The 24,334-nt window shown below is 40.6% G+C and carries 24 protein-coding genes; 17 read left to right on the plus strand and 7 right to left on the minus strand.

Going from position 1 to position 24,334, the window contains the following annotated elements:
- The first annotated feature begins 63 nt into the window (after positions 1–63).
- From argG to argH, 9 genes are all read left to right on the plus strand, one after another.
- Positions 64–1,251, plus strand: coding sequence for an argininosuccinate synthase (gene argG / locus ACH11B_RS05400; protein WP_130854812.1), 1,188 nt, complete (start codon positions 64–66; stop codon positions 1,249–1,251).
- An 82-nt stretch (positions 1,252–1,333) separates the two neighbouring features.
- Positions 1,334–2,305 (plus strand): N-acetyl-gamma-glutamyl-phosphate reductase, encoded by a 972-nt coding sequence (gene argC, locus ACH11B_RS05405; RefSeq protein ID WP_130854811.1) that lies wholly within the window; start codon positions 1,334–1,336, stop codon positions 2,303–2,305.
- A 34-nt stretch (positions 2,306–2,339) separates the two neighbouring features.
- Complete coding sequence (locus tag ACH11B_RS05410) at positions 2,340–2,702, plus strand: four helix bundle protein (protein WP_149105117.1); 363 nt, start codon at positions 2,340–2,342, stop codon at positions 2,700–2,702.
- A 27-nt stretch (positions 2,703–2,729) separates the two neighbouring features.
- Positions 2,730–3,869 carry an aspartate aminotransferase family protein gene (locus ACH11B_RS05415; RefSeq protein ID WP_013664335.1) on the plus strand — a complete coding sequence of 380 codons (1,140 nt, stop codon included), beginning with the start codon at positions 2,730–2,732 and terminating at the stop codon, positions 3,867–3,869.
- 81 nt (positions 3,870–3,950) lie between these two features.
- A complete protein-coding gene (locus ACH11B_RS05420) occupies positions 3,951–4,949 on the plus strand; it encodes an acetylornithine carbamoyltransferase (RefSeq protein ID WP_013664336.1) in 999 nt (332 codons plus the stop codon).
- Between the two features lie 23 nt (positions 4,950–4,972).
- Positions 4,973–5,749 (plus strand): acetylglutamate kinase, encoded by a 777-nt coding sequence (gene argB, locus ACH11B_RS05425; RefSeq protein ID WP_041387970.1) that lies wholly within the window; start codon positions 4,973–4,975, stop codon positions 5,747–5,749.
- A 24-nt stretch (positions 5,750–5,773) separates the two neighbouring features.
- On the plus strand, positions 5,774–6,577 hold the full coding sequence (proC, locus tag ACH11B_RS05430) for a pyrroline-5-carboxylate reductase (protein WP_013664338.1): 804 nt from the start codon (positions 5,774–5,776) through the stop codon (positions 6,575–6,577).
- 1 nt (position 6,578) lies between these two features.
- On the plus strand, positions 6,579–7,646 hold the full coding sequence (locus tag ACH11B_RS05435) for a M20 family metallo-hydrolase (RefSeq protein WP_130854810.1): 1,068 nt from the start codon (positions 6,579–6,581) through the stop codon (positions 7,644–7,646).
- 164 nt (positions 7,647–7,810) lie between these two features.
- On the plus strand, positions 7,811–9,142 hold the full coding sequence (gene argH, locus ACH11B_RS05440) for an argininosuccinate lyase (RefSeq protein ID WP_377609919.1): 1,332 nt from the start codon (positions 7,811–7,813) through the stop codon (positions 9,140–9,142).
- Positions 9,143–9,232: 90 nt separating this feature from the next.
- Here the strand turns inward: argH and pyrH are convergent, their stop codons facing one another.
- The gene (pyrH, locus tag ACH11B_RS05445) at positions 9,233–9,940 is read right to left on the minus strand and encodes a UMP kinase (RefSeq protein ID WP_013664341.1); all 708 of its coding nucleotides are present in this window, start codon (positions 9,938–9,940) and stop codon (positions 9,233–9,235) included.
- Positions 9,941–10,475: 535 nt separating this feature from the next.
- Between pyrH and ACH11B_RS05450 the strand changes: the two genes are divergently transcribed.
- From ACH11B_RS05450 to ACH11B_RS05460, 3 genes are read left to right on the plus strand one after another with little or no spacing between them, the layout of a single operon-like run.
- Complete coding sequence (locus ACH11B_RS05450) at positions 10,476–11,102, plus strand: SAM-dependent methyltransferase (RefSeq protein WP_377609921.1); 627 nt, start codon at positions 10,476–10,478, stop codon at positions 11,100–11,102.
- A 52-nt stretch (positions 11,103–11,154) separates the two neighbouring features.
- Positions 11,155–12,306: a radical SAM family heme chaperone HemW gene (gene hemW / locus ACH11B_RS05455; protein ID WP_013664344.1), complete on the plus strand. Its 1,152-nt coding sequence runs from the start codon at positions 11,155–11,157 to the stop codon at positions 12,304–12,306.
- Positions 12,293–13,114 carry an SDR family NAD(P)-dependent oxidoreductase gene (locus ACH11B_RS05460; RefSeq protein ID WP_130854807.1) on the plus strand — a complete coding sequence of 274 codons (822 nt, stop codon included), beginning with the start codon at positions 12,293–12,295 and terminating at the stop codon, positions 13,112–13,114. Before hemW ends, ACH11B_RS05460 begins: the two co-directional genes overlap by 14 nt.
- Before the next feature lie 90 nt (positions 13,115–13,204).
- On the opposite strand, the gene ACH11B_RS05465 is transcribed toward ACH11B_RS05460, so the two are convergent.
- Positions 13,205–14,446 carry a 3-deoxy-D-manno-octulosonic acid transferase gene (locus ACH11B_RS05465; protein WP_377609924.1) on the minus strand — a complete coding sequence of 414 codons (1,242 nt, stop codon included), beginning with the start codon at positions 14,444–14,446 and terminating at the stop codon, positions 13,205–13,207.
- A gap of 123 nt (positions 14,447–14,569) precedes the next feature.
- Between ACH11B_RS05465 and ACH11B_RS05470 the strand changes: the two genes are divergently transcribed.
- The 5 genes from ACH11B_RS05470 to ACH11B_RS05490 all read left to right on the plus strand — a co-directional run bounded on the left by ACH11B_RS05470 (position 14,570) and on the right by ACH11B_RS05490 (position 19,203).
- A complete protein-coding gene (locus ACH11B_RS05470) occupies positions 14,570–15,553 on the plus strand; it encodes a UDP-glucuronic acid decarboxylase family protein (RefSeq protein ID WP_130854805.1) in 984 nt (327 codons plus the stop codon).
- Between the two features lie 14 nt (positions 15,554–15,567).
- Complete coding sequence (gene galE / locus ACH11B_RS05475; RefSeq protein WP_130854804.1) at positions 15,568–16,599, plus strand: UDP-glucose 4-epimerase GalE; 1,032 nt, start codon at positions 15,568–15,570, stop codon at positions 16,597–16,599.
- Positions 16,600–16,637: 38 nt separating this feature from the next.
- Entirely contained in the window at positions 16,638–17,678 is a 1,041-nt protein-coding gene (gene rfbB, locus ACH11B_RS05480; RefSeq protein ID WP_130854803.1) for a dTDP-glucose 4,6-dehydratase, read from the plus strand.
- 91 nt (positions 17,679–17,769) lie between these two features.
- Positions 17,770–18,129 carry a four helix bundle protein gene (locus ACH11B_RS05485; RefSeq protein ID WP_130854802.1) on the plus strand — a complete coding sequence of 120 codons (360 nt, stop codon included), beginning with the start codon at positions 17,770–17,772 and terminating at the stop codon, positions 18,127–18,129.
- Between the two features lie 84 nt (positions 18,130–18,213).
- Positions 18,214–19,203 (plus strand): hypothetical protein, encoded by a 990-nt coding sequence (locus tag ACH11B_RS05490; protein ID WP_377609926.1) that lies wholly within the window; start codon positions 18,214–18,216, stop codon positions 19,201–19,203.
- Here ACH11B_RS05490 and ACH11B_RS05495 read toward each other — a convergent pair.
- The 5 genes from ACH11B_RS05495 to rsfS form a co-directional block, all read right to left on the minus strand.
- A complete protein-coding gene (locus ACH11B_RS05495; RefSeq protein WP_013664352.1) occupies positions 19,200–19,832 on the minus strand; it encodes a rhomboid family intramembrane serine protease in 633 nt (210 codons plus the stop codon). The genes ACH11B_RS05490 and ACH11B_RS05495 overlap by 4 nt on opposite strands.
- 46 nt (positions 19,833–19,878) lie before the next feature.
- Positions 19,879–20,949 (minus strand): PA0069 family radical SAM protein, encoded by a 1,071-nt coding sequence (locus ACH11B_RS05500; protein ID WP_013664353.1) that lies wholly within the window; start codon positions 20,947–20,949, stop codon positions 19,879–19,881.
- Positions 20,950–21,001: 52 nt separating this feature from the next.
- Complete coding sequence (locus tag ACH11B_RS05505; RefSeq protein WP_013664354.1) at positions 21,002–21,646, minus strand: LUD domain-containing protein; 645 nt, start codon at positions 21,644–21,646, stop codon at positions 21,002–21,004.
- Between the two features lie 144 nt (positions 21,647–21,790).
- Positions 21,791–23,914: an ATP-dependent zinc metalloprotease FtsH gene (ftsH, locus tag ACH11B_RS05510; protein WP_377609928.1), complete on the minus strand. Its 2,124-nt coding sequence runs from the start codon at positions 23,912–23,914 to the stop codon at positions 21,791–21,793.
- 39 nt (positions 23,915–23,953) lie between these two features.
- Positions 23,954–24,328, minus strand: a complete 375-nt coding sequence (gene rsfS / locus ACH11B_RS05515; RefSeq protein ID WP_013664356.1) for a ribosome silencing factor — start codon at positions 24,326–24,328, stop codon at positions 23,954–23,956.
- Positions 24,329–24,334: the final 6 nt, after the last annotated feature.

Raw genomic sequence — 24,334 nt, forward strand, 5'->3', positions numbered from 1 at the left:
TATAAGATGGATTTGCCGGCGTACTGCAAGCGAGTTCATTCCGTTTAATAATAAATTATTCTAATGAAAAAGAAAGTAGTATTAGCATTTAGTGGAGGATTAGACACCTCATTCTGTGCCATTTACCTATCCAAAGATATGGGCTTAGAAGTTCATTCCGTCATCGTCAATACGGGAGGATTTTCGGAAGATGAACTTAAACAGATCGAAGCACGCGCTTATGAGCTCGGTGTTGCGTCACATGCTACAGTTGATGAAACCCAAAACTATTATAACGAAAGTATAAAGTATCTTATCTACGGTAACGTATTAAAAAATGCAACCTATCCCTTATCGGTAAGTGCCGAGCGTGTATGCCAAGCAACTGCCATTGCAAACTATGTAAAGAAAATCGACGCAAACTTCGTTGCCCATGGAAGTACTGGTGCAGGTAATGATCAAGTACGTTTCGATATGATCTTTAATATCCTGATTCCGGACGTAGAAATCATAACACCTATTAGGGACTTGAAATTAAGCCGCGAATCTGAAATCGATTACTTGCATAATCATGGTGTAACCTACAGTGCCGAAAAAGCAAAATACTCGATTAATAAAGGCATTTGGGGCACTTCAGTGGGAGGAAAAGAAACCTTAACATCCCATGAAACATTACCGGAAGAAGCATGGCCCACACAAGTGACAGCAAGTGAAAGCAGAAGAATTACCATCGAATTCGAGAAAGGTGAGCCGGTAGCACTTGACGGTGAACGGCTAGGTCCGGTAAAAGTGATACAAAAATTGCAGTCGATTGCCCAACCATACGGAATAGGAAGAGATATACACGTAGGAGACACAATCATTGGCATCAAAGGAAGAGTCGGTTTTGAAGCGGCAGCACCGGTTGTTATTATTAAAGCTCATCATACGCTTGAAAAACACACACTTACGAAATGGCAGTTAAGTTGGAAAGATCAGTTAGCTTCTTTTTATGGTAACTGGATGCACGAGGGGCAATTTCATGATCCTATTATGAGAGATATTGAAGCCTTTTTGCAAAGCTCACAGGAAATGGTCAGTGGTCAAGTATTCGTTGAATTAAACCCGTATCGATTTAATATAATTGGCGTGGAATCCAAGCATGATTTAATGTCCAGTAAGTTCGGAAGTTATGGAGAGATGAACAATGCATGGACTGGCGAAGATGTAAAGGGATTCTCTAAAATCTTTGGAAATCAAGTAATGATATGGCATAAGGTTAATAAGTTGTAAGTTTTAAGTAATGAGTTATAAGTATCGAGTGAGTAAGAAAAAAACGTATAACGTATTACTTATAACTCAAAACTATTCTGATATGAATAAAATAAAAGTAGGGATTGTTGGCGGAGCCGGCTATACCGGAGGAGAGCTTTTAAGGGTTCTCATTAATCATCCTCATGTAGAAGTTGCCTTTGTCAATAGTAACAGTAACGCAGGGAACCCGGTTCATTCCGTGCATACTGATCTATTTGGCGATACAGAGCTGAAATTTACCGATGAGCTTCCCCAAAATATTGATGTCTTATTTCTGTGTGTTGGTCATGGTGCGGCCCGGAAATTTTTAGAGGCAAACCGGATAGCCGAATCCATTCGGATAATTGATCTGAGCCAGGATTACAGATTGAAGTCAAAGGCGGAAAACTTTGTTTATGGTTTACCCGAGCTTCAACGGGATAAAATAAAAACGGCGCAGCATATCGCGAACCCGGGCTGTTTTGCTACAGCGATTCAATTGGGCTTGCTGCCGTTGGCAGCTAAAGGACTGCTGGCTTCGGAAATACATATCAATGCAACAACCGGCTCTACCGGTGCCGGACAGAGCTTATCACCGACATCCCATTTTAGCTGGAGGAATAATAACCTTTCCGTATATAAGGCTTTCGAGCATCAACATCTACATGAGATCGGAGAAAGTCTTATTCAACTGCAATCTTCGTTTGATCAAACAATCAATTTTGTGCCACAACGTGGTGCATTTACCCGAGGTATTTTAGCCTGTACTTATTTGGAGTCAACATTATCTATAGAGGAGGCATCAGATTTATATAGCCACTATTATGCAAGTCATCCATTTACTCACGTAAGTCCGGGCAACATCGATTTAAAACAAGTGGTGAACACGAATAAAGCACTGATTCATTTAGAGAAACATGGTACTAAATTGATGATTATCTCCATCATCGATAATCTTCTAAAAGGTGCAAGCGGACAAGCCGTACAAAACATGAATCTTCTATTCGGATTGGAGGAAACGACTGGATTGAAGCTTAAAGCCGTTGGTTTTTAAGTTATAAGTAGTATGTTATACGTTTAACTTCAAAATGCAAAATTATAAAGAATTGATTGTATGGGTAAAGTCGCATCAAACTACTCTTAATATCTATAAAATCAGCGCGGCTTTTCCTAAAGAAGAACAATACGGTTTAACCAGTCAGTTGCGGAGGTCTACAGCTTCTATACCTGCGAATATTGCAGAAAGATGTGGAAGGCCCTCCCAAAAAGATTTTATTCACTTTTTGAGCATTTCGTTAGGATCTGCAAACGAAACAGAATACTTTTTACTACTTGCAAATGATTTAGGCTATTTATCACAAAAAACTTTTGAATCGCTCAACGACGAAATTAATCAGATAAAAGCAATGCTCATTTCGCTCATAACAAAAATACGTAGCACGATAGCTTAAAACGTAAAACTTAATACTCATAACGCAATGAAACTCTTTGACGTATACCCTATAAATCCCATTGAAATTGTAAAAGGAGTTGGCTCTTATGTTTATGATGCCACTGGCCGGGAATACTTAGACCTATATGGAGGACACGCAGTTATCTCCATAGGCCATAGCCATCCGCATTATATACAGCGTATAACAGATCAACTGAATAAGATAGGTTTTTACTCTAATTCGATTGAGATACCGCTTCAAAAACAACTCGCTGAGCTACTGGGCAAAGTTTCTGACAAAAAAGATTACCAGCTTTTTTTATGTAACTCCGGCGCCGAAGCTAATGAGAATGCGCTCAAATTGGCGTCTTTTTACAATGGTCGCAAAAAAGTGATCGCATTCAAAGGCGCTTTCCACGGAAGAACATCACTAGCGGTTTCGGCAACTGACAATCCCAAGATTATCGCTCCGGTAAACGAGACGGAAAATGTTATTTTCCTTCCTTTCAATGACGAAGACGCACTTGAAAAAATCTTTGCGGAACAAGGAGAAGCGATATCTTCCGTCATTATTGAAGGAATTCAAGGCGTTGGTGGTATACGGGTAGCCAACCACAGCTTCCTTCAGAAAATACGGAGCTTAACCGAACAGTATAATGCAATCTTTATTGCTGATTCTGTACAATGCGGCTACGGACGCTCCGGAAAATTTTACTCCCATGACCATGCAAACGTACAAGCAGATATTTATAGCATGGCCAAGGGTATGGGTAATGGCTTCCCGATAGGTGCCATTTCCATTTCACCCAAGATTAAGCCTTGGTTTGGTGAATTAGGTACCACTTTCGGGGGGAATCATCTTGCATGCGTAGCCGCCTTAGCCGTTTTGGAGACGATGGAGAAGGAACAACTCGTGCAGAACGCATTGCAAATTGGACGCTATTTAATGAGCGAATTAAAGGGATTTGATAAAATCAAAGAAATAAGAGGTGAAGGTTTAATGATCGGCATCGAGCTTCCGGAAGAGCTAAATCAGGTCAAGAAAGATCTATTATTTAAAAACCATATATTTACAGGAGAGGCAAAGCCTAATGTGATCCGCTTACTGCCTGCATTGAATTTAGGAAAGAAGGAGGCGGACAGGTTTTTGGAGGCATTATCGGAGAGATTAAGAAGTTATAAGTAATAAGTTTCACGTCGTAAGTGCCTAAAGCTTAAAACGGACAACCTGTAACTTAAAACGTACAACTATTAAAAAAGAGATTCAATGAAGAAATTTTTTTCAGTAGCGGATGTAGATAATTTATCAACTATTGTCAAAGAAGCATTAGCGCTTAAAGCTGCACCGAATGCTCATCGCAAATTGGGAGAACATAAGATGCTCGGACTTGTTTTCCTGAATCCAAGTTTACGCACACGACTTAGTACACAGAAAGCTGCTATAAACTTGGGAATGGATGTTATGGTCATGAATATGGATAAGGATGGCTGGGCGCTTGAAACCAGGGATGGCGTTGTGATGGATGGCACAACGGTTGAACATATTCGGGAGGCGGCGGCCGTAATGGGTGAATATTGTGATGTTTTGGGCTTACGTTCCTTCCCAGGCTTAAAAGATCGTAAAGAAGACTATAGCGAAGACCTTTTTAATAAATTTTCAACTTACTGCAAAAAACCCCTTGTTAGCTTAGAGAGTGCTACACGTCACCCGCTTCAAAGCTTAACAGATTTAATTACGATCTTAGAGCATACGCCATCCACGTCTAAAGAAGTGGACGGTAAATTTTCAACAGTTACAGCCAAGCCAAAAGTTGTTCTTACCTGGGCTCCACATGTTAAAGCATTACCGCAAGCGGTTCCCAATTCATTCTCCGAATGGATGTGTAAAGCCCAAGAGCAGGGATTGTTAGATTTTACTATTACCCATCCTGAAGGATACGAGCTCGATGAGCACTTTACAAACGGGGCTACAATCACCACCAATCAGAATGAGGCTCTAAAAAACGCTGATTTCGTCTATGTTAAGAATTGGTCGAGCTATCAAGAGTATGGCAAAATACTGGTTACAGGAAGAGAATGGATGCCCACACCCGAGAAGCTTAAAGTAACAAACCATGCAAAAGTGATGCATTGTTTGCCGGTAAGAAGGGATCTGGAATTATCATCAGCCCTACTAGACGGTCCGGACTCATTGGTTATTCAAGAGGCTGGTAATCGCGTATGGGCGGCTCAGGTTGTATTGAAAAGGATATTGGAAAATCTATAAGAGCCACTTATATAATCCCTCATATGGAAAAACTAAATATCGTAAAAATAGGTGGCAATATTGTAGAGAATGAAACCGCGCTATCTGCGTTTACTAACGTTTTTGCCAATTTGAAAGGAAAGAAAATATTAGTGCACGGTGGAGGAAAAATTGCCAGTAAGTTAGCAAGCGATCTAGGCATCGAGGCAAAAATGGTCAATGGCAGACGGATAACGGATCTCGAAACGCTGAAAATTGTGACCATGGTATATGCCGGCTTGACAAACAAAAGCATTGTCGCGCTATTACAAGCGAACCACTGCGATGCGATTGGGCTAAGTGGAGCAGATGGGAACACGATTCGCACCATTAAACGCCCTGTCAAAGAGATCGATTATGGATTTGCGGGCGATATGACCCCAACTTCGATTCATAACAAGCGTATCCAAAGTCTGCTCGAACTCGGCTTATGCCCTGTATTTTCCGCTATAACCCATAACGGAGAAGGTCAGTTATTAAACACAAATGCCGATACCATTGCTTCTGCATTAGCCGTAGGGCTCGCCTCAAACTATGATATTTCTCTAATTTACTGCTTCGAAAAAAGAGGCGTATTAAAAGATATAGAAGACGAAGGCTCCGTTATTACGCAAATTAATCGTACTCATTATAGCATGTTAAAGGAGCAAGGTATTATTGCCGACGGCATGATTCCAAAACTTGATAATGCTTTTGATGCCATTTCAAAAGGTGTCAAGAAAGTAATTATTAAACATGCGAATGATTTAACAGATGAGCAAGCAGGAACAACCATTTTTTAACGCAAATAATTCAACACGAACATTATGCCTAAGATTACCATCATAGGAAGCGGCAACATCGGCCTATCCTTGGCAAAAGGACTGATAGCGAAGGCTTATTGTAATGCCTCCGATATAACGCTCACGAGAAGGAACATCAGAAATATGTCACAGGAAGCCAAACTTGGATTTAAGCTTTCGGACAATAATAGAGAAGCAGTTCTTGATGCTAATATCATTGTTCTGGCGGTTCTCCCTCAGCAACTAAATCAAGTATTGGAACAAATCAATGGAGCCGTAATTGCCGATAAACAGCTTGTTGTTTCAGTAATTTCAGGCGTAAGCTGCCGAGATATCCGTCATAAGCTGGGCGATGCTGTACAAGTAATACGGGCGATGCCGAACACCGCTATCGCCATTGGACAATCGATGACTTGTATCGCCTCTGATAATGCACACGAGCAGCATATGGACGAGGTCACTCGCTTATTTGAAACCGTAGGTGCTGTAGTTACCATCAATGAAGATTTGATGACCTCTGCCACTGCGCTTTGTGCTTGCGGGATTGCCTTTTTCTTAAGAAGTATTCGCGCGGCTTCTCAGGGAGGTGTTGAAATTGGATTTCATGCCCACGATGCATTAAAGATGGCTGTTCAAACCGCAAAGGGTGCGGCCGACTTGTTATTGCAAATGCAAAGCCATCCGGAAAGCGAAATTGATAAAGTAACCTCACCAAAAGGCTGCACAATTGCCGGCCTAAACGAGATGGAACATAACGGTTTTAGCTCTGCCTTTATCAAAGGCATTAAGCTCTCTGCGGAACGGGCCGGCGGGCTATATAAGGAATAAGATGGACGCATTAATAAGGGATAGCATCAATTTATTGAAAGACCTAATTGAAATTCCATCTTTCAGCAAGGAAGAAACCGGGACAGCAGATCGAATTCAGCGCTTCTTCCAAGAGCGGGATATACCCTGTTATAGGAAGTTAAATAACGTTTGGGCTTACAATCAGTTTTATGACAAGCGTAAACCCACAATTTTATTAAATTCTCACCACGACACAGTAAAACCGAATACAGGTTACTCCCGCGATCCCTTTAAAGCAGCTGTAAGCGATGGTAAATTATATGGCTTGGGAAGTAACGATGCAGGTGGACCGCTAGTCTCTCTCATCGCAACTTTCTTACATTTTTATCCTTTACAAGAACTCCATTACAATATATGCATAGCAGCAACTGCAGAGGAAGAAATCTCAGGAAGGAATGGAATTGAGCTGATATTTCCCTTATTAGAGCCCATAGATTTTGCCATTGTAGGTGAGCCCACGGAGATGCATCTCGCCATTGCCGAAAAAGGGCTAATGGTACTTGACTGCATGGCCCAGGGGGCGTCAGGACATGCAGCAAGAGAAGAAGGCGATAATGCGATCTATAAAGCCATGAAAGACATTGAGTGGTTCCGCGCCTATAAATTCCCTAAAGAATCCGCTATCTTCGGCCCTATAAAAATGAGTGTAACAGTCATCAATGCCGGATCCCAACATAATGTAGTCCCGGCAACCTGCAGTTATGTAGTGGACGTGCGCACAACCGATGCTTATTCCAATGAAGAAGTACTGGCTATCATCCGCCAATATGTGGCAAGCGATGTACAGCCGAGATCCACTCGACTCAATCCTTCATCAATAACAAAAGACCATCCTTTTGTGAAAGCGGGAGTGGCTTTAGGCAGGAAAACATATGGGTCGCCCACCATGAGTGACCAAGCGCTCATTCCGGTGCCGTCTTTAAAAATGGGTCCCGGTGATTCCGCCCGCTCTCATAGTGCGGATGAATTTATATATCTTCGCGAAATTGAAGAGGGAATAGAACTTTATGTAGCTTTGCTAAGCAAGGTCTTAGCTATTAGCAATTAACTTTCGGTTATCAGCAATCGGAGATTGGCACTCGGCTAATGGCTTTTTTACTTTTTAATTTTGAATTTTAATTTCTTATGAAATGTCCATGACTGCAAAACACAAACTCGAATGAAAATAATCTGGACATTCCATATGACCTTTCAAAGACAAATTATTTACATATGAAACTTTGGCAAAAAGAAACGGAAGTAGAGCAATCGGTCGAAAAATTCACAGTAGGAAACGATCGAGCACTTGATATATTTTTGGCTCCTTTTGATGTATTAGGATCCCTGGCGCATACGCAGATGCTCGAAAGCATTGGCCTATTGACAAAAGACGAACTAGCGGTTATTCAAGAAGAGCTCAAAAAGATTTATCGCGAAATTGAGACGGGTGGTTTTACAATTGATGAGCATGTGGAGGACGTTCACTCTCAGATTGAGCTATTGCTCACGCAACGTATCGGAGATGCCGGAAAGAAAATACACAGTGGTCGTTCAAGAAACGATCAGGTATTGGTCGACCTCAAACTTTACTTTAGAAACGAGATCAAACAAATTGTAGAAAATACTAAGTTTTTATTCGAGCTACTCATAGAACTAAGTAATCAATACCGGGAAGTGTTAATGCCGGGGTATACCCATTTGCAAATTGCTATGCCTTCCTCATTTGGGCTTTGGTTTGGTGCTTACGCTGAAAGCTTAGTAGACGATCTGGAGCTTATGTTGGCCGCTTGGAAGATATGCAATAAGAACCCTTTGGGTTCCGCAGCAGGCTATGGTTCTTCCTTTCCATTGAACAGAACATTAACCACCGAATTATTGGGTTTTGAGACCTTAAACTACAACGTTGTATACGCACAAATGGGCCGTGGAAAGACAGAACGAGTCTTAGCACAAGGAATGAGTGCAATCGCCGCGTCACTAGCAAAAATGGCCATGGATGCCTGCCTATATATGAATCAAAATTTCGGATTCATTAGTTTTCCCGATAAATTGACCACAGGATCCAGCATCATGCCCCATAAAAAAAACCCGGACGTCTTTGAACTTATCCGAGCTCGCTGCAATAAAATCCAGGCCTTGCCAAATGAAATCGCTTTGATGACCACAAATCTTCCTTCGGGATATCATCGAGACTTGCAGTTGCTGAAAGAGAATTTATTTCCTGCCTTTCAATCCATCAACGACTGCCTTCAAATGATGCACTTAATGCTGAGCAATATTAAAGTCAATACAAATATTCTCGAGAATCCAAAATACAACTACTTATTCAGTGTAGAAGTGGTGAATCATGAAGTGTTACAAGGCGTCCCTTTTAGAGAGGCTTATAAAAACATCGGTTTGGCAATAGAAAAAGGGACTTTTAAACCCATTAAGGAAGTAAAGCACACGCACGAAGGGAGCATCGGAAACTTACAAAACAAAGAAATAAAAAACCTCTTCGATAAGGTCCTAGGCGAATTTGGTTTCCATAAAGTGGACCGAGCCTTAAAGGAATTGCTTCAATAAGGACGAAAGGTGAAGATGTAGAGCATAACGCATAAGATTATCAAATTAACCATAAGCCTTATACCCTACATCCCACTCCTTTAAGCTGCCTTAGTCTTTTACCAAAGTACCTATTAGCTCGCCTTGTGCTAAACGAACTAAATTGCCACTTTTGTTCATGTCAAATACGATAATCGGCAATTTATTCTCTTGGCATAAAGTAAAGGCTGTCATATCCATTACATTCAATCCTTGATTATATACATCTTGGAAGGTAATCTGATCAAACTTAGTTGCATTAGGATCCTTTTCCGGATCGGCAGTATAGATACCGTCTACCCGAGTACCTTTTAACACAACATCCGCATTGATTTCAATAGCTCTTAAAGAAGCCGCCGTATCCGTAGTAAAGTATGGGTTTCCGGTACCGGCACCAAAAATTACGATTCTACCTTTTTCCAGATGCCTTACTGCCCTTCTTCGGATAAACGGCTCGCAAATCTGCTCCATTTTTATCGCTGTGAGCAGGCGCGTTTTCATGCCAGCCTTTTCTAACGCATCCTGTAAAGCCATGCTGTTGATGACGGTGGCCAGCATGCCCATGTAGTCAGCTTGCACACGATCCATCCCTGCTTTTTCTGCACTCAGTCCACGGTAAATGTTTCCGCCTCCAATAACAATTGCAATCTCTACCCCTTCATCATAGACAGCTTTTATGTCTTGTGCGTACTGGGCGACACGGTCGATATCGATACCGTACTGTTTGTTACCCATTAAAGCTTCTCCGCTAAGTTTAAGTAGGATACGTTTGTATTTCATTTGTATATAATTATTGATAAGTATTTACATTATTTTGCCCGTACAATTCCTCAACTTGTGGGTCGTCATTAACAACGACGCAAAATTGGGTAGCTATGTTATTTGGGGGGAAAGTATACAAGATAAATAAGGGATTGATAAAACTCGTATTTTCTTGTGATATAAAATGGTGGATATTCATCCAGATGTTATTTAATTTTTAAAGATATATAGCGTAGTCTTTTCAATGTATCTTTCAAAACAACGATTTTGTCAAGGGGATTCTTATTCATCTTTTGAAATTTCACGTTCCCGGCAAATACGTCCCTAACCTGTATGCGGTACCTATATGCTTTAGATAATGAAATAAGAACAGCCCGCCAAAGATATTAAAAAATCGTAATAATCCATTTACTCAAAATCTATCAGATGCATAACAATTTCATCACAAAGTGCGATGATCGCATTGCGCATCTACGTTCAAGAAGCTGTTTAAGTGAAACAGCTTCTTAAAAGGTAAAATACTTTAGAAATTAGGTACGATTGTTGTACATTTATGTCAAAACTTTTACCACAGACCTTAACACATTATATGGTTGTCGACTTAAATAAACGTTCGAAGTTAGCAGAAAAACTTCCGCTAGCTATCATACTTTTTTTATCAACATGCCTTGGACTCCTTTCCTGTTCTACTAAGAAGACCGCAACAGAACAATCTTTGGATGTTCCTTACGTAGCCAGTAAACCAGCGGTTGTTGAAGCGATGCTACAAATTGCCCAGGTAAACAAAAACGACTTGATATATGATTTAGGTTGCGGAGACGGCCGGATCGTTATTACGGCAGCTAAAGAGTATGGAGCCACCGGTGTTGGCGTAGATATAGATCCGAATAGAATTAAGGAAGCGAATCGAAATGCACAGAAAGAAGGTGTTAGCGACAAGGTTCAGTTCCTACAGCAAGATCTTTTTGACGTGGATTTCAGTAAAGCATCCGTGGTGACGCTGTATCTGCTTCCCTATGTCAATTTAAAACTGCGTCCAAAACTATTGGAACAATTAAAACCCGGTACGCGTATTGTCTCAAACGAATTTGATATGGGGGATTGGCAGCCTGAGAAAAAAATCAAAGTTGGCGAATCTACTATTTACTTCTGGACGATCCCGGAAAAGAAGCCTATATAAAATGAGTTAACGATGAAGAATAAATCCATTCCATTGCCTTAACTTTGCAGGCATGGGTGGTATTTACTTTCATATACCTTTTTGCAAACAAGCATGTCACTACTGTGATTTTCATTTCAGCACTTCAATCAAGTACAAAAATGAAATGTTGGAAGCCATGGCGAAAGAACTGCGCTTACAATCGAGCTATCTTCACACCGATCGAATTAATACAATCTATTTTGGTGGAGGCACGCCTTCGATCTTAGAAGCGTCGGAAATCAGTTTCTTACTGGATGAGGCAAGTCGCCATTACGATATTAGCAATACGGTTGAAATCACCCTGGAAGCAAATCCGGACGACTTAGGCAAAACAAAGATTGAAGCTTTTCGAAGAACTTCCATTAACAGATTCAGTATTGGTATCCAATCGTTCTATGACGAAGATCTGAAATGGATGAACCGTGCGCATACTGCTCAAGAAGCCGATAGTGCGATAAAGCGAGTACAGGATGCCGGTTTTGACGATATCACAGCCGACTTAATTTATGGCTATCCTTTGTTAACCGATGAAAAATGGTTAAACAATATACAGAAACTCGTACAGCTTCACATTCCGCATATCTCTGCTTACAGTTTGACAGTAGAGCCAAAAACAGCCTTAGCCCATCTCATAAAGGTAGGAAAATATAAAAAAATGGACGATGAACAGGCGGCAGCACAATTTCTTCAACTCATTGAAACGCTAGACGGCTATGCTTATGAGCATTACGAAATTTCAAATTTTGCATTACCGAGTCGTTATGCAAAACACAACACAAATTACTGGAAATCAAAGCCCTATTTAGGAATAGGTCCTTCCGCTCATTCGTTCAATGGATTACAACGGCAATGGAATATCAATAACAACCAGCAGTATATAACATCGATAAACCATCAGCGTGTTCCTGCTGAGGTCGAGACATTATCTGAAATCGATCGGATCAATGAGTATATCATGACTTCTTTACGAACAATGTGGGGGCTCGATCTAGAATACCTCGAACGTCTCTACGGAAGTGCCGCCCTGGGCTATGTTGTAAGCAATGCGAAGCAGTTTGAAGAAGATAACAAAATATATAGGGAGCGCGATTGCCTAAAACTGACCGTTTCAGGAAAATTGATGGCCGATTACATCGCTTCCGAACTTTTTATTGAAGAAGGATATGAACATGAAAAGATCTAAAAAAAATATAATACCTGCCGGTCATCGAGTTATTTGGATTATTGGCGCTTCAGCCGGAATAGGAGAAGGCTTGGCCAAGTACTATGCTTCTATAGGCGCTAAGCTTATCATTTCTGCCCGTTCGAGAGACAAGCTATACCAAGTAAAAGCAGCCTGCAAAGGCAATCCCATGAATGTCCATGTGTTACCTCTTGATTTAGAAGACGAAACTTCCCTGCCCGAAAAAGCACTGGAAGCATTACGCATATTTGGCAGAATCGACACATTGATCCATTCCGCCGGTGTAACCCAACGGGCCTTAGCCATAGACACAAAGTTATCCGTGGCACAAAAGATTATGGACATTAATTATTGGGGACCTGTAGCCATAACCCAAGCGGTATTACCCGCCATGCAACAACAGGGCAGAGGGCATATCATAGTTATAAGCAGCTTGATGGGAAAAATTGGAACGCGATTTAGATCTTCTTATGCAGCATCCAAACATGCATTACATGGTTATTTCGAATCCCTGCGACCGGAAATCTACGACGACAACATACACATTAGTATGGTATGCCCTGGTTTCGTAAACACCTCATTGGGCGAAAAAGCACTAATAGGCAATGGTGAAAAATATCAAAAGAAAGATGATGTCCACATCAAAGCAATGTCAGTATCCGAGTTCGTGAAACGCTTGATCCCTCATTTAGACAAACAAAAAGAAGAAATATTTATAGCGGGAAGTGAAATTAAAGCGATTTGGGCCAGTAAATATTTACCAGGCAAGCTCTTTAGGAGGAAAATCAGAGAAGCGAAAGTGATTTGAGCGGATGTATTAGCAGTTGTTAGTCGCACCTTATTCCTTCTACTTTCAAGAATGGTCGAGTAAATGCCACCACTGCACCCAACTACGGACCTACTCTCGGCTTCCAGCCAAATAATCGATAATCTTCGCCGTAGCACCAGCCTGTTGTTGTACATAGCCATACGCTCGATTCCCCGCCTCCTGTCTAATCTCTATTTCTTGCAAAAGTTCAAACACTGCTACAAACTCTTGTAAGTTGCGAATGCTAAAAGCTGCTTTGGCTGCAATTAGGTCTTTTGCTTCTTGAAATTTGTGATAGTGAGGGCCAAAAATTACCGGAACGCCATAAGTTGCCGCCTCCAATATATTATGAATTCCAACGCCGAAACCACCACCAATATAAGCGACATCTGCATAACTATACAAGTAGGAGAGCATACCTATGTTGTCTATAATTAGTACAAAAGCATTCGCATTATCTTTTGGATGAACGCTACTATTTAACGTGGAGAATCGCACACTCTGTTTAAATCGGCTATCAATTTCATTTAAATGAGCGGCATCAACAATATGTGGCGCAATCACTATTTTCCATTCGGGATAAACCTGTCGCAAAGACATAATCAATTCTTCATCTGGCAACCAAGTACTCCCCGCCACTAGAACTTTATGTCCGTTAACAAAACGGGAAACAACCTCTATCTCGCGTTTATGCTGCGAAAGGTGCGCCACGCGATCGAATCGGGTGTCACCCGTTAACGAAACATTTTTAAGACCAATACTATGCAGCAAAGCAACACTTTCCTGATTTTGAGCGAAATAAAAAGTCACATAGCGCAAAGTCGATCTAAAAAGTCGGCCATACCAAGTGAAATAAAATTGCCCTTTCCGGAATATAGCCGAAACTAAATAAAGGGGAATTCGCCGATTATGAAGCGCCTTAAAATAATTGTGCCAAAATTCATACTTTACGAAGAACACTTCTTCGGGATTGATGAGCTCGATAAACCTCTTGGCATTGCCGGGTGTGTCTGCGGGGAGATAAAACACATAATCCGCTTTGGCATAATTAGCTCTCACCTCGTAGCCGGATGGAGAAAAGAAAGTAACTACCACTAGCTTGTTAGGAAAATGTGTTCTATAGGCTTCCAAAACAGTGCGGCCTTGCTCAAATTCGCCTAAGGAAGCAAAATGAAACCAAGTGTGTTTCTTTGATGAGTCTACTTTACCGGCGATCAACTTAAACAAGCCTTGCCGGCCCTCTTTCCATTTCCGAACCCGCGCATTAAAGGGTGCGGCAATGAGTACAAAAAACTGTCCCAAAAAAATACCCAAATTATACAATATCCACATGCTGTTAGAAGATTATGAATCATTTTAAGGACAGACAAGGCCCTGATAGTTTTTTATAAGAAACGGCAATTATATTCAATTTGTTTATCTTCGCCAAAGAATATTCCAAACATTTATTAAAGCATGTCAAGAAAGCGCATATTAATTACCGGGGCAGCTGGTTTCCTTGGATCACATTTATGCGATCGTTTTATCAAAGAGGATTTCCATGTAATCGGAATGGACAATCTAATAACCGGGGATTTACGAAATATCGAGCATTTATTCAAACTGGAAAATTTTGAGTTTTACAATCATGATGTTTCCAAATTTGTCTACGTACCGGGGCGCCTAGATTATATTTTACATTTCGCATCTCCTGCCAGTCCGATTGATTATCTAAAAATTCCAATTCAGACATTAAAAGTCGGTTCCTTAGGCACCCACAATTTACTCGGCTTAGCACGTTCTAAACAATCGCGCATTTTAGTAGCATCCACGTCAGAAGTATATGGCGATCCTACGGTAAGTCCGCAGCCGGAAGAATATTGGGGAAATGTAAATCCGGTAGGTCCTCGCGGGGTATACGATGAGGCTAAGCGTTTTCAGGAAGCTATTACCATGGCTTACCATACGTTTCATGGATTGGATACACGGATTGTTCGAATATTTAACACTTACGGTCCGCGTATGCGACTAAACGATGGAAGGGTTTTACCTGCTTTTATAGGACAAGCCTTGCGAGGTGAAGACCTAACGGTATTCGGAGACGGCTCACAAACACGTTCGTTTTGTTATGTGGACGATCAAATAGATGGCATTTACCGGTTATTAATGAGTGATTATACACAACCGGTAAACATAGGAAATCCTGATGAAATAACCATCAAGCAGTTTGGTGAAGAAATAATAAGACTGACAGGAACGAATCAGAAACTAGTTTATCGTGACCTACCGATCGATGATCCTAAACAAAGAAGACCCGATATAACAAAAGCGAAGGAAATTCTAGGATGGGAACCTAAGATTGGACGGGAGGAAGGTCTGCAAAAGACTTATAAATATTTTAAATCACTTCCCGAAAAAGAAATAAAACACAAAGATTTTACGTATTATAACAAGCATTAATTAAAATCGATTATATGAGCAAAATTTTGGTTACCGGCGGTACGGGATATATCGGATCGCATACCGTTGTAGAATTACAAAATGCAGGTTACACGCCTGTTATTATTGATAATTTATCGAATTCTAATAAAGGGGTTTTGAAACAAATAGCTTCCATCACCGGAAATAGCCCGGAGTTTCATGAATTTGACCTCTGCAACGAACAAAAGGTAATCGAATTTGTAAAGAATAACCCGGATATCACCGGACTCATTCATTTCGCGGCCAGCAAAGCGGTTGGCGAATCTGTAGAAGAACCGATCAAGTACTATCGAAACAATTTCTTTTCTTTACTCAATCTATTAAATGCATTTAAGGATCGCGATATCAATTTTGTATTCTCCTCAAGCTGTACAGTTTATGGGCAGCCTAAGGAATTACCGGTAACCGAAAGCGCACCGGTTCAAAAAGCTGAATCGCCCTACGGTAATACTAAACAGGTAGCTGAAGAAATCTTAAGCGATACGGCCAAGGCTTTTGCCAATTATCATATCATTGCTTTACGTTATTTTAATCCTGTGGGAGCACATGCCAGTGCTTTAATCGGCGAATTGCCATTAGGTGTACCTCAAAACCTTGTACCCTTCATTACACAGACAGCAATTGGAAAGCGAGAAAAAGTTACCGTGTTCGGAAATGACTATGATACACCCGATGGATCAGCCATTAGGGATTATATCCATGTTGTAGACCTCGCAAAGGCACACGTAGCGGCCATAAAACGTTTAGAAGAACATAAGGCCAAAGCCAATTATGAAGTATTCAACATCGGTACGGGTAAAGGTTTGTCCGTGCTCGAAATTATCAGGGCCTTCGAATCGTCAACAGGCGTAAAACTGAATTATCAAATTGGCCCACGCCGTGCAGGAGACATCGAAAAAGTGTGGGGAGATGTCTCTAAATCATTGACGGAATTGGGGTGGAAAGCCGAATTGGATGTGGAGGAAATGATGCGTTCGGCTTGGGCTTGGGAAGTTTATTTAAAAGAGAAAAATCCATTTGGATAATAAAATTGTGTTTAGCAAACATACTTAATAGAAAGACCATGAATATCATTATAACAGGAGGTGCCGGATTTATTGGATCGCACGTAGTAAGACGTTTTGTTAACAACTATCCGCAATATCACATTATTAACCTCGATAAATTAACATATGCCGGTAACCTTGCCAACTTATCGGATATAGAAGATCAGGTGAACTATGAATTCGTAAAGGGTGACATTACTGACGCTGCATTTATCAATGAGCTGTTCGAGCGTGTCAAACCGGATGCCGTAATCCATCTTGCTGCTGAGTCGCACGTAGATCGCTCTATTAGCAACCCCTTGGATTTTGTACTGACCAACGTCGTTGGAACTGTCAACTTGTTGAATGCTGCGCGGAAATACTGGGAAGGTGATAGTAGCAAACGTTTTTATCATGTTAGTACAGATGAGGTCTATGGCGCCTTGGGAGAAAGTGGTATGTTCACCGAAGAAACGAAGTACGACCCACACTCACCTTACTCTGCTTCAAAGGCAAGCTCCGATCACTTTGTCAGGGCCTATCATGATACGTATGGGCTTAATACGGTCATCTCAAATTGTTCAAACAATTATGGTTCCCATCACTTCCCGGAAAAACTGATTCCCTTAGCAATTCATAATATAAAAAACAATAAACCCGTGCCTGTTTATGGGAAAGGGGAAAATGTTAGGGATTGGTTGTGGGTAGAAGACCATGCCCGTGCCATCGACGTTATTTTCCACCAAGCAAAGGCCGGCGATACCTACAATATTGGTGGGCATAATGAATGGAAAAACATTGATCTGATCCGATTACTTTGTAACATTATGGATCGGAAGTTGGGACGACCCGCAGGCGAATCGGCAAAACTTATCACTTTCGTTAAAGATCGTGCAGGCCATGATTTACGGTATGCGATCGATTCCACAAAACTGCAAAAAGATTTGGGATGGGTGCCTAGCTTACAGTTCGAAGAAGGATTGGAAAAGACCGTTGATTGGTATTTAGCAAATGAAGAATGGCTAAATAACGTAACCTCGGGAGCCTATCAGGAATATTATAATAAGCAATATAGTTAGCTGTTAATAGGGAACAAGGGAGTGGTTAATAGCGTAAAGCTTTAAGCGCCCTTTCCTCTTTCGATATGCGCTGTCATTTCAAGGTTAGCTTATGAATGAAATTAATTCCCATAAAGATTTATTAGTATATCAAAAGTCTTTGGACTTTGTCCAGAACATTTATCAATTAACCGCTAAATTTCCTGAAGAAGAAAAATTTGGCCTTACCAGTCAAATGAGAAGGGCTGCTATATCAATCCCTTCAAATATTGCAGAAGGAGCCGCAAGACAATTTGTTAAGGAATACATACAATTTTTATATGTTAGCTTAGGATCTATCGTTGAGATAGAAACACAATTGGAAATTGCTAAGCGCTTAAATTTCTGTATTGAAAATAGCCGGTTGCAAGAAGAAATTATCCATATAAAGAGAATGTTGATAAAACTTATACAGATATTGAAGACAAAATGATTAGTTATCTCGATTCAACATGTCTATTAACAAGTTCTCTATTTCCTACTAACTATTAACAAGTTCCCTATTAACTATTTAACAATGTTATACTACCCCTTTCAGAAATTTTCGTTTGACAATAAGACTTGCTTTTTAAGTGGGCAAACGTTAACATCATCCGAAGAACAAATACAGGTGTTCCCTTCCTGGCTGATGCAACATTATCATTTAGAAGAAAAGCCATTCAAGTTGCTCGACGAAAGTATAACGACTTACAAAAAGCTTAAGGTGCCTTGTTCGGCAGACACTTCTGATAGATTGGAAAAGTTAGAAGAGGAAGTAAAAGCGGCTTTTTTAGGAGGCTATCAGGAAGTAATCAAACTTAACAAGCAATTATTGTTTCAATGGATTGGAAAGCTTCTTTATGGAATTGTATTCAATGAAATACAGATTGGGATCAGGCAACAGCATATGAGCGGTGAAGCGATGAACTTTTCGCAGGTTCTAGCCAAAAAATTTTCCAATCTACATGTTATGCTGCAATCGATGATTAAACCTATGGAATTCGAAGGCAGTTTACCTTTCAGCATCAACGTATTTGAAATAGACAGTCCGGAAGACAAATTCAGTTATCGAGATGAAATTAACACATTGGTTTTCTCATTACGAATGAACAATTTCGGCATTGTAGCTTGCTTGCAAGACAACGGAGCCAATAATAGATATCACGAGCGGAAGCTTCAGTTAGTATCCGGAAAAAAACTGCATCCCATTCAGTTTGAAGAGATTTGTGGCTTATTTTTTTATTCTGCTTATCTCTTTAATCGGCTACCTGAATATGCCATACTGCCAACCGAAGAAATCGTCTATATCGAACCTATGCCACTAGCGGGCATGGACACACGCCCCATCTTTGATACGTTTCAAGCTAAAACATATGGACAGGTACTGGAAAATTTCTGGAAACCTTGGGGTTTTACCTTATTTGAAATCATTAAGGATCCTGAAAACCCAATGACATTTTTGGCGGATCAAAACGGATCATTCCGCCCCTGTGAAACAATTGATTTACCTAAGACTTATGGCGACTAAGTGAACAATTGCCCTACGGCGCTGAAAAAGTGACCAATAACCTGAGGGTATAGTAATACCGTAACAACAAGGCCAACGATCGCACCATAAAAGTGCGCATCATGGTTGATGCTATCGCGCCCTACTTTAGCTGCCCACACACAATAGAATAAAAACAAGGGACCAAAAATAACCGCAGGGATGGGAATAAAAAACACACCTATATAAGAGGTAGGTTGAAATAAAATAGCACTAAAAAGTACTCCACAGATGGCACCTGAAGCTCCCAAACTATAGTAATTGTAATTGTTTTTCTGCTTCATAATGGTGGTTATATCACTAATAACCAAGCTCAACAGATAAATTAAAGCAAATTGTACATGTCCCCAGCTGCTGATGGATACCAAAATTTTTTCTAATTGAAAACCGAAAAAAGAGAAGGTGAACATGTTAAAAAATAAATGCATCCAATCACGGTGAATCATGCCACTGGTAAGTAATGTATATATTCGCGCTCCCCTACTTATGCTATATGGATGCAGCATAAACTTTTCAAGAACACCATGATTTGAAAAGGCATAAATACTGGTGATAAGCGTAAAAACAAAAATTAGGCTGGCAACAGGTGTTTCTGTGATATAACTCTCCATATCTTAAATAATAGGGTTGAAAGTACTAAAAAATTGTTATTAATCGTTAGAATAATCCTAATTGTTTCCCCTTGGTTGGAACGAATAGATCGTTACGTAATTCGGTCAGCTTATTTTCACCCATAAAGCGCGACACCGACAATTTAAATAGCTGATGCAGACTATCGGCGAGTTGTCCTTCTCCTCTAATCCGCCTACCAAACTGACTGTCATTTAAATTTCCACCATGACACGCAGCAATACCATGCAAAATTTTTTCAGCCCTATCGGGGTAGGCCTTATGAACCCAATCTTTAAATATCTCCCCGATTGCTCCATTAAGTCTTACAATGGTAAAAGAAGCTGCAGTGGCTCCATGCTTTGCCGCTTGCTCAATAAGGGCCGGCATTTCGTCGCTGTTCAAACCCGGTACAATTGGCGCACACATTAACATGACCGGGATGCCGGCATCCGTCAATTTCTTTATCACATTCAGTCGCCCAGCAGCCGTTACCGTTCTAGGTTCCATTTTTTGCCTTAATTCCTCATTTAAAGAATTGATCGTAACTGCTACATGTACCAGTTTCCATTTTGCCAGTTCAGTTAAAATGTCCAGATCACGAAGTATCAGGTTATTCTTACTAATAATGGAAACGGGATGCTTATATTTCAAAAAAACGTAAAGCAAAGATCGTGTAAGCTTAAGCTTGCGCTCCAGTGGTTGATAACAATCGGTATTTCCGGACAGCATAATGGTTGAAGGAACATAACCTTTTGCGTTAAACTCCTTCTCTAAGAGGGTTGCACAATTACGTTTTACAATAATTTTTCTTTCAAAATCCAGTCCCGCGCTATACCCCCAATATTCATGCGCATTCCGAGCATAGCAATAAATGCACCCGTGCTCGCATCCTTGATAAGGATTTATTGACCTCATAAAGCGTAAATCCGGACTGTCACTCTCACTTATAATCTGTTTAGGATAAGACTCTATGATCTGAGTAGCTGTATTTTCCAGAAAAGGCTCATCTAAGCCCTCTATGTGCTCACAAACATATTTGTTTTTAAAAAACTTATTGTGTGTATTTATTTGAGCTCCCCTACCCTTAAAATACTCCTCATTTTGCATTGTATCCATAAACAAATATACTAATATATTTAGTATTACAGCTAAAAATATTAGTACATTGTTATGACTCAATCGTGTCGTCCAACAATAGTAGATATAATTGTTTAGGCCCGTGAGCTCCTAAAACTAAGGTCTTTTCAATATCGGCAGTCCTGCTCGGGCCTGTAATTGCACTGATCATGGTAGGTATCTGCTCGTATTTTCGCTTGACAACTTCAAATCCGTCCTTTAGATCCATTACCAGTTGCGACATATAGGCGATTACGACATGTACATGAGGATAAATGCTCAATCTTCTTCCTGCAGCACCGCCATTGCTTACTAAAATACTTCCTGACCGTGCAATGAGTGCCTCACATTTCGTAATACCCATTTCTGCTTTTTGAAACTCCGCGTCCCCTCTAAAGAATGGAAATTCATACCGGTCAAGTATTTCTTGTATCTCGCTCTCCCAAGCATAAATCCGCTTAATATTTTCCTTTTCCGTAATGGCAAGTAAGCTTTCTATCAGTTGGATTTCATCCTCACAAAAAACGAAGTTACCGGCAACGGCTGTAAAGTTTTGAGCGAACATAATCTCAATGGCTTCATCAGACTCTTTATATAGAGGCACTTCTTCCAAATTAGGGTAGGGATTATCCCGCTTTAGCAACAACGCTTTTCGTATTTTCTTCAACAATCTTTCCTTCGCAGTAGCTTCTTGCATAGTCATCTATTTAAAGTGCAAGTTATAAGTTTTTTATTAAAAACCTGAAAGAGAAGATAGACTGTGTAACCAATTAGGTAGTATAAAAAAAGAGACGCAACCAACTTAGCTGCGTCTCTTTTGATATTAGTTTTGGTAAAACGATTATTTCACCGTGTCAGTTGTACTGTTTTCATCGGAGGATTTGGTTTTATCGAAGGTTCCGGAATTGTCCCCTACACCTTCATGCATGAGCCCCTCAGCTGCTTTCCGTTGGTCAGAAGAACCTTCATCACCGTTCACAAATTCGTCATATGTAGTACGGTGGTCGAAAGGCCTTTTGCCTAAGATTTCCTCTAAATCCGATTGGAATAATATTTCTTTTTCCAATAACTTTTCTGCTAAGGCCTTCAGTCCGTCTGACTTTTCGCTAAGCAATTGCCGCGTTTTCTCATAAACATCGCTTATCAATTTACGAACTTCTTCATCAATAAGCTCCGCCGTCTTTTCGGAGTAAGGTTTTTGGAATTGAGACTCCTGACTATCGTTAAACGATATATTACCAACCTTATTATTCATACCATATACAGCCACCATTGCATAAGCTAATTTGGTAATGCGCTCTAAGTCATTCTGTGCCCCCGTAGAAATTTTGCCAAAAGTAAGATCTTCAGCAACCCTTCCGCCCATGGTCATGCACATACCGTCAATTAACTGCTCCGTGGTATATAAAAACTGCTCTTTCGGCAAGTATTGGGCATAACCTAAAGCGGCTACTCCACGAGGAACGATGGATACCTTAACCAAAGGATCAGCATGTTCCAAGAACCATCCAGCTATAGCGTGTCCAGCTTCGTGATAAGCAACAATTCGCTTCTCTTCAGGAGAAATAATTTTATTTTTCTTCTCCAATCCGCCGATAACCCGATCGATTGCATCTTGGAAATCCTGCATATCAACCGATTCTTTATTTTTACGAGCGGCTATAAGCGCGGCTTCATTACAAACGTTAGCGATTTCTGCCCCTGCAAAACCAGGTGTTTGCGCCGATAATTTCTTCGCTTCTACATCTGCTGCCAGTTTAATCGGCTTCAAATGCACTTTAAATATCTGCTCCCGGCCTACCAAATCCGGCTTATCAATCGAAATCTGTCGATCAAAACGCCCCGGTCTCAATAAAGCCGAGTCTAGTACATCCGGTCGGTTTGTTGCAGCTAAGATGATAATACCCGAGTCCGTGCCGAATCCATCCATCTCAACCAACAGTTGATTAAGTGTATTCTCTCTTTCATCATTCCCGCCAACAATATTATTTTTGCCACGAGCACGTCCAATCGCATCGATCTCATCGATGAAGATAATACAAGGGGCCTTATCTTTCGCCTGTTTGAATAAATCCCGCACGCGCGAAGCTCCAACCCCAACAAACATTTCAACGAAGTCTGATCCCGATAACGAAAAGAACGGTACTTGCGCCTCTCCTGCAACAGCCTTAGCCAACAATGTTTTCCCTGTTCCTGGAGATCCTACTAATAGCGCGCCCTTCGGAATCTTTCCTCCGAGATTGGTATATTTCTTGGGATTTCTTAGAAAATCTACAATTTCCATAACCTCCTGCTTGGCCTCTTCCAATCCCGCCACGTCATTGAAGGTAATATTTACTTGCGATTCTTTATCAAATAGCTGTGCCTTCGATTTACCAATATTGAAAATCTGACCGCCGGCACCACCGGCACCGCCACCCATTCGGCGCATAATGAAAACCCAAAAAAGAATCACAAGACCCAAGGGCAGGATGATAGACAGTAACCAGCCGGTCCAAGGACTATTTCTCTCCTCCAATGTAACACTCACCCGTTGATTTTCGGGAACACCTTGCTGTGCAGCGTTTAACTTACGCTCCAAAGCATCGAAGGATCCATCTTGAAAAAAGTACTGGGGTCCCGCACTACCGGTGGAAAGATTAAGCCCGTTATTTTTTGGACGCACGTCCTTATATTTCTCTTGATTGAGTTTATCCTTTTTAATATAAACCTCAACACCAATTAACTCATTTCGCTTATATGCTACCAACTTTTCCACGTCTCCTTCTTTCAACATGGTAGATTCAAATCGTTGATAGGTAATTTCTTTCGCACTCTCTCCCGTGAAAACGTACTGAAGAGCAATAAAACCCAATATCATGGCTATCCATAACCACATGATATTGAATTTAGGAGGTTTGGGGCTGATTTTCTTCCCCGGAACTTTCTTTATTTTCCCAGGTTGATTTGACATATTATCTTTCATAAATTGTTTTATCCTCTTTGTTTATTTAGCTCGGGGATCTTATGCACTTTGAAAATATTTCAGTTCTGCATCCCCCCATAAATCTTCTATCGCATAAAATTGTCTTTTATCCGTTTTGAAGATATGTACAACAACATCTATGTAATCCAGCAAAATCCATTCAGCATGATCTAACCCTTCTTTTCGCCATGGATCTTGTTTAACCGCTTTATACACTTCCTCTTCCACACTTTTCGCTATCGCCCTCACTTGGGTTGTCGATTCGGCATGACATATTACAAAATAATCAGAAACAGAGCTATGTACATTTTGGAGGTCTAATCTAACTATTTCGTTACCTTTCTTCTCTTGGATACCGTGTATAATAATCTCCGAGAGATGAGTGGATTCTTTAACCTTTTTACCTTTTACCATTAAAAA

Source organism: Olivibacter sp. EAT-5 (assembly GCF_044784325.1).
GTDB lineage: Bacteria > Bacteroidota > Bacteroidia > Sphingobacteriales > Sphingobacteriaceae > Olivibacter > Olivibacter oleidegradans.

Bases quoted from the DNA above. Each gene is read 5' to 3' on its own strand.
- hemW (WP_013664344.1), top strand. From the start codon at position 11,155: ATGGGTGGTATTTACTTTCATATACCTTTTTGCAAACAAGCATGTCAC.
- ACH11B_RS05415 (WP_013664335.1), top strand. From the start codon at position 2,730: ATGAAACTCTTTGACGTATACCCTATAAATCCCATTGAAATTGTAAAA.
- pyrH (WP_013664341.1), bottom strand. From the start codon at position 9,940: ATGAAATACAAACGTATCCTACTTAAACTTAGCGGAGAAGCTTTAATG.
- argH (WP_377609919.1), top strand. From the start codon at position 7,811: ATGAAACTTTGGCAAAAAGAAACGGAAGTAGAGCAATCGGTCGAAAAA.
- ACH11B_RS05460 (WP_130854807.1), top strand. From the start codon at position 12,293: ATGAAAAGATCTAAAAAAAATATAATACCTGCCGGTCATCGAGTTATT.
- argB (WP_041387970.1), top strand. From the start codon at position 4,973: ATGGAAAAACTAAATATCGTAAAAATAGGTGGCAATATTGTAGAGAAT.
- ACH11B_RS05435 (WP_130854810.1), top strand. From the start codon at position 6,579: ATGGACGCATTAATAAGGGATAGCATCAATTTATTGAAAGACCTAATT.
- ACH11B_RS05465 (WP_377609924.1), bottom strand. From the start codon at position 14,446: ATGTGGATATTGTATAATTTGGGTATTTTTTTGGGACAGTTTTTTGTA.
- ACH11B_RS05420 (WP_013664336.1), top strand. From the start codon at position 3,951: ATGAAGAAATTTTTTTCAGTAGCGGATGTAGATAATTTATCAACTATT.
- proC (WP_013664338.1), top strand. From the start codon at position 5,774: ATGCCTAAGATTACCATCATAGGAAGCGGCAACATCGGCCTATCCTTG.
- argC (WP_130854811.1), top strand. From the start codon at position 1,334: ATGAATAAAATAAAAGTAGGGATTGTTGGCGGAGCCGGCTATACCGGA.
- ACH11B_RS05470 (WP_130854805.1), top strand. From the start codon at position 14,570: ATGTCAAGAAAGCGCATATTAATTACCGGGGCAGCTGGTTTCCTTGGA.
- ACH11B_RS05410 (WP_149105117.1), top strand. From the start codon at position 2,340: ATGCAAAATTATAAAGAATTGATTGTATGGGTAAAGTCGCATCAAACT.
- rfbB (WP_130854803.1), top strand. From the start codon at position 16,638: ATGAATATCATTATAACAGGAGGTGCCGGATTTATTGGATCGCACGTA.
- rsfS (WP_013664356.1), bottom strand. From the start codon at position 24,328: ATGGTAAAAGGTAAAAAGGTTAAAGAATCCACTCATCTCTCGGAGATT.
- ACH11B_RS05495 (WP_013664352.1), bottom strand. From the start codon at position 19,832: ATGGAGAGTTATATCACAGAAACACCTGTTGCCAGCCTAATTTTTGTT.
- galE (WP_130854804.1), top strand. From the start codon at position 15,568: ATGAGCAAAATTTTGGTTACCGGCGGTACGGGATATATCGGATCGCAT.
- ACH11B_RS05500 (WP_013664353.1), bottom strand. From the start codon at position 20,949: ATGGATACAATGCAAAATGAGGAGTATTTTAAGGGTAGGGGAGCTCAA.
- ACH11B_RS05505 (WP_013664354.1), bottom strand. From the start codon at position 21,646: ATGCAAGAAGCTACTGCGAAGGAAAGATTGTTGAAGAAAATACGAAAA.
- argG (WP_130854812.1), top strand. From the start codon at position 64: ATGAAAAAGAAAGTAGTATTAGCATTTAGTGGAGGATTAGACACCTCA.
- ACH11B_RS05450 (WP_377609921.1), top strand. From the start codon at position 10,476: ATGTCAAAACTTTTACCACAGACCTTAACACATTATATGGTTGTCGAC.
- ACH11B_RS05485 (WP_130854802.1), top strand. From the start codon at position 17,770: ATGAATGAAATTAATTCCCATAAAGATTTATTAGTATATCAAAAGTCT.
- ACH11B_RS05490 (WP_377609926.1), top strand. From the start codon at position 18,214: ATGTTATACTACCCCTTTCAGAAATTTTCGTTTGACAATAAGACTTGC.
- ftsH (WP_377609928.1), bottom strand. From the start codon at position 23,914: ATGAAAGATAATATGTCAAATCAACCTGGGAAAATAAAGAAAGTTCCG.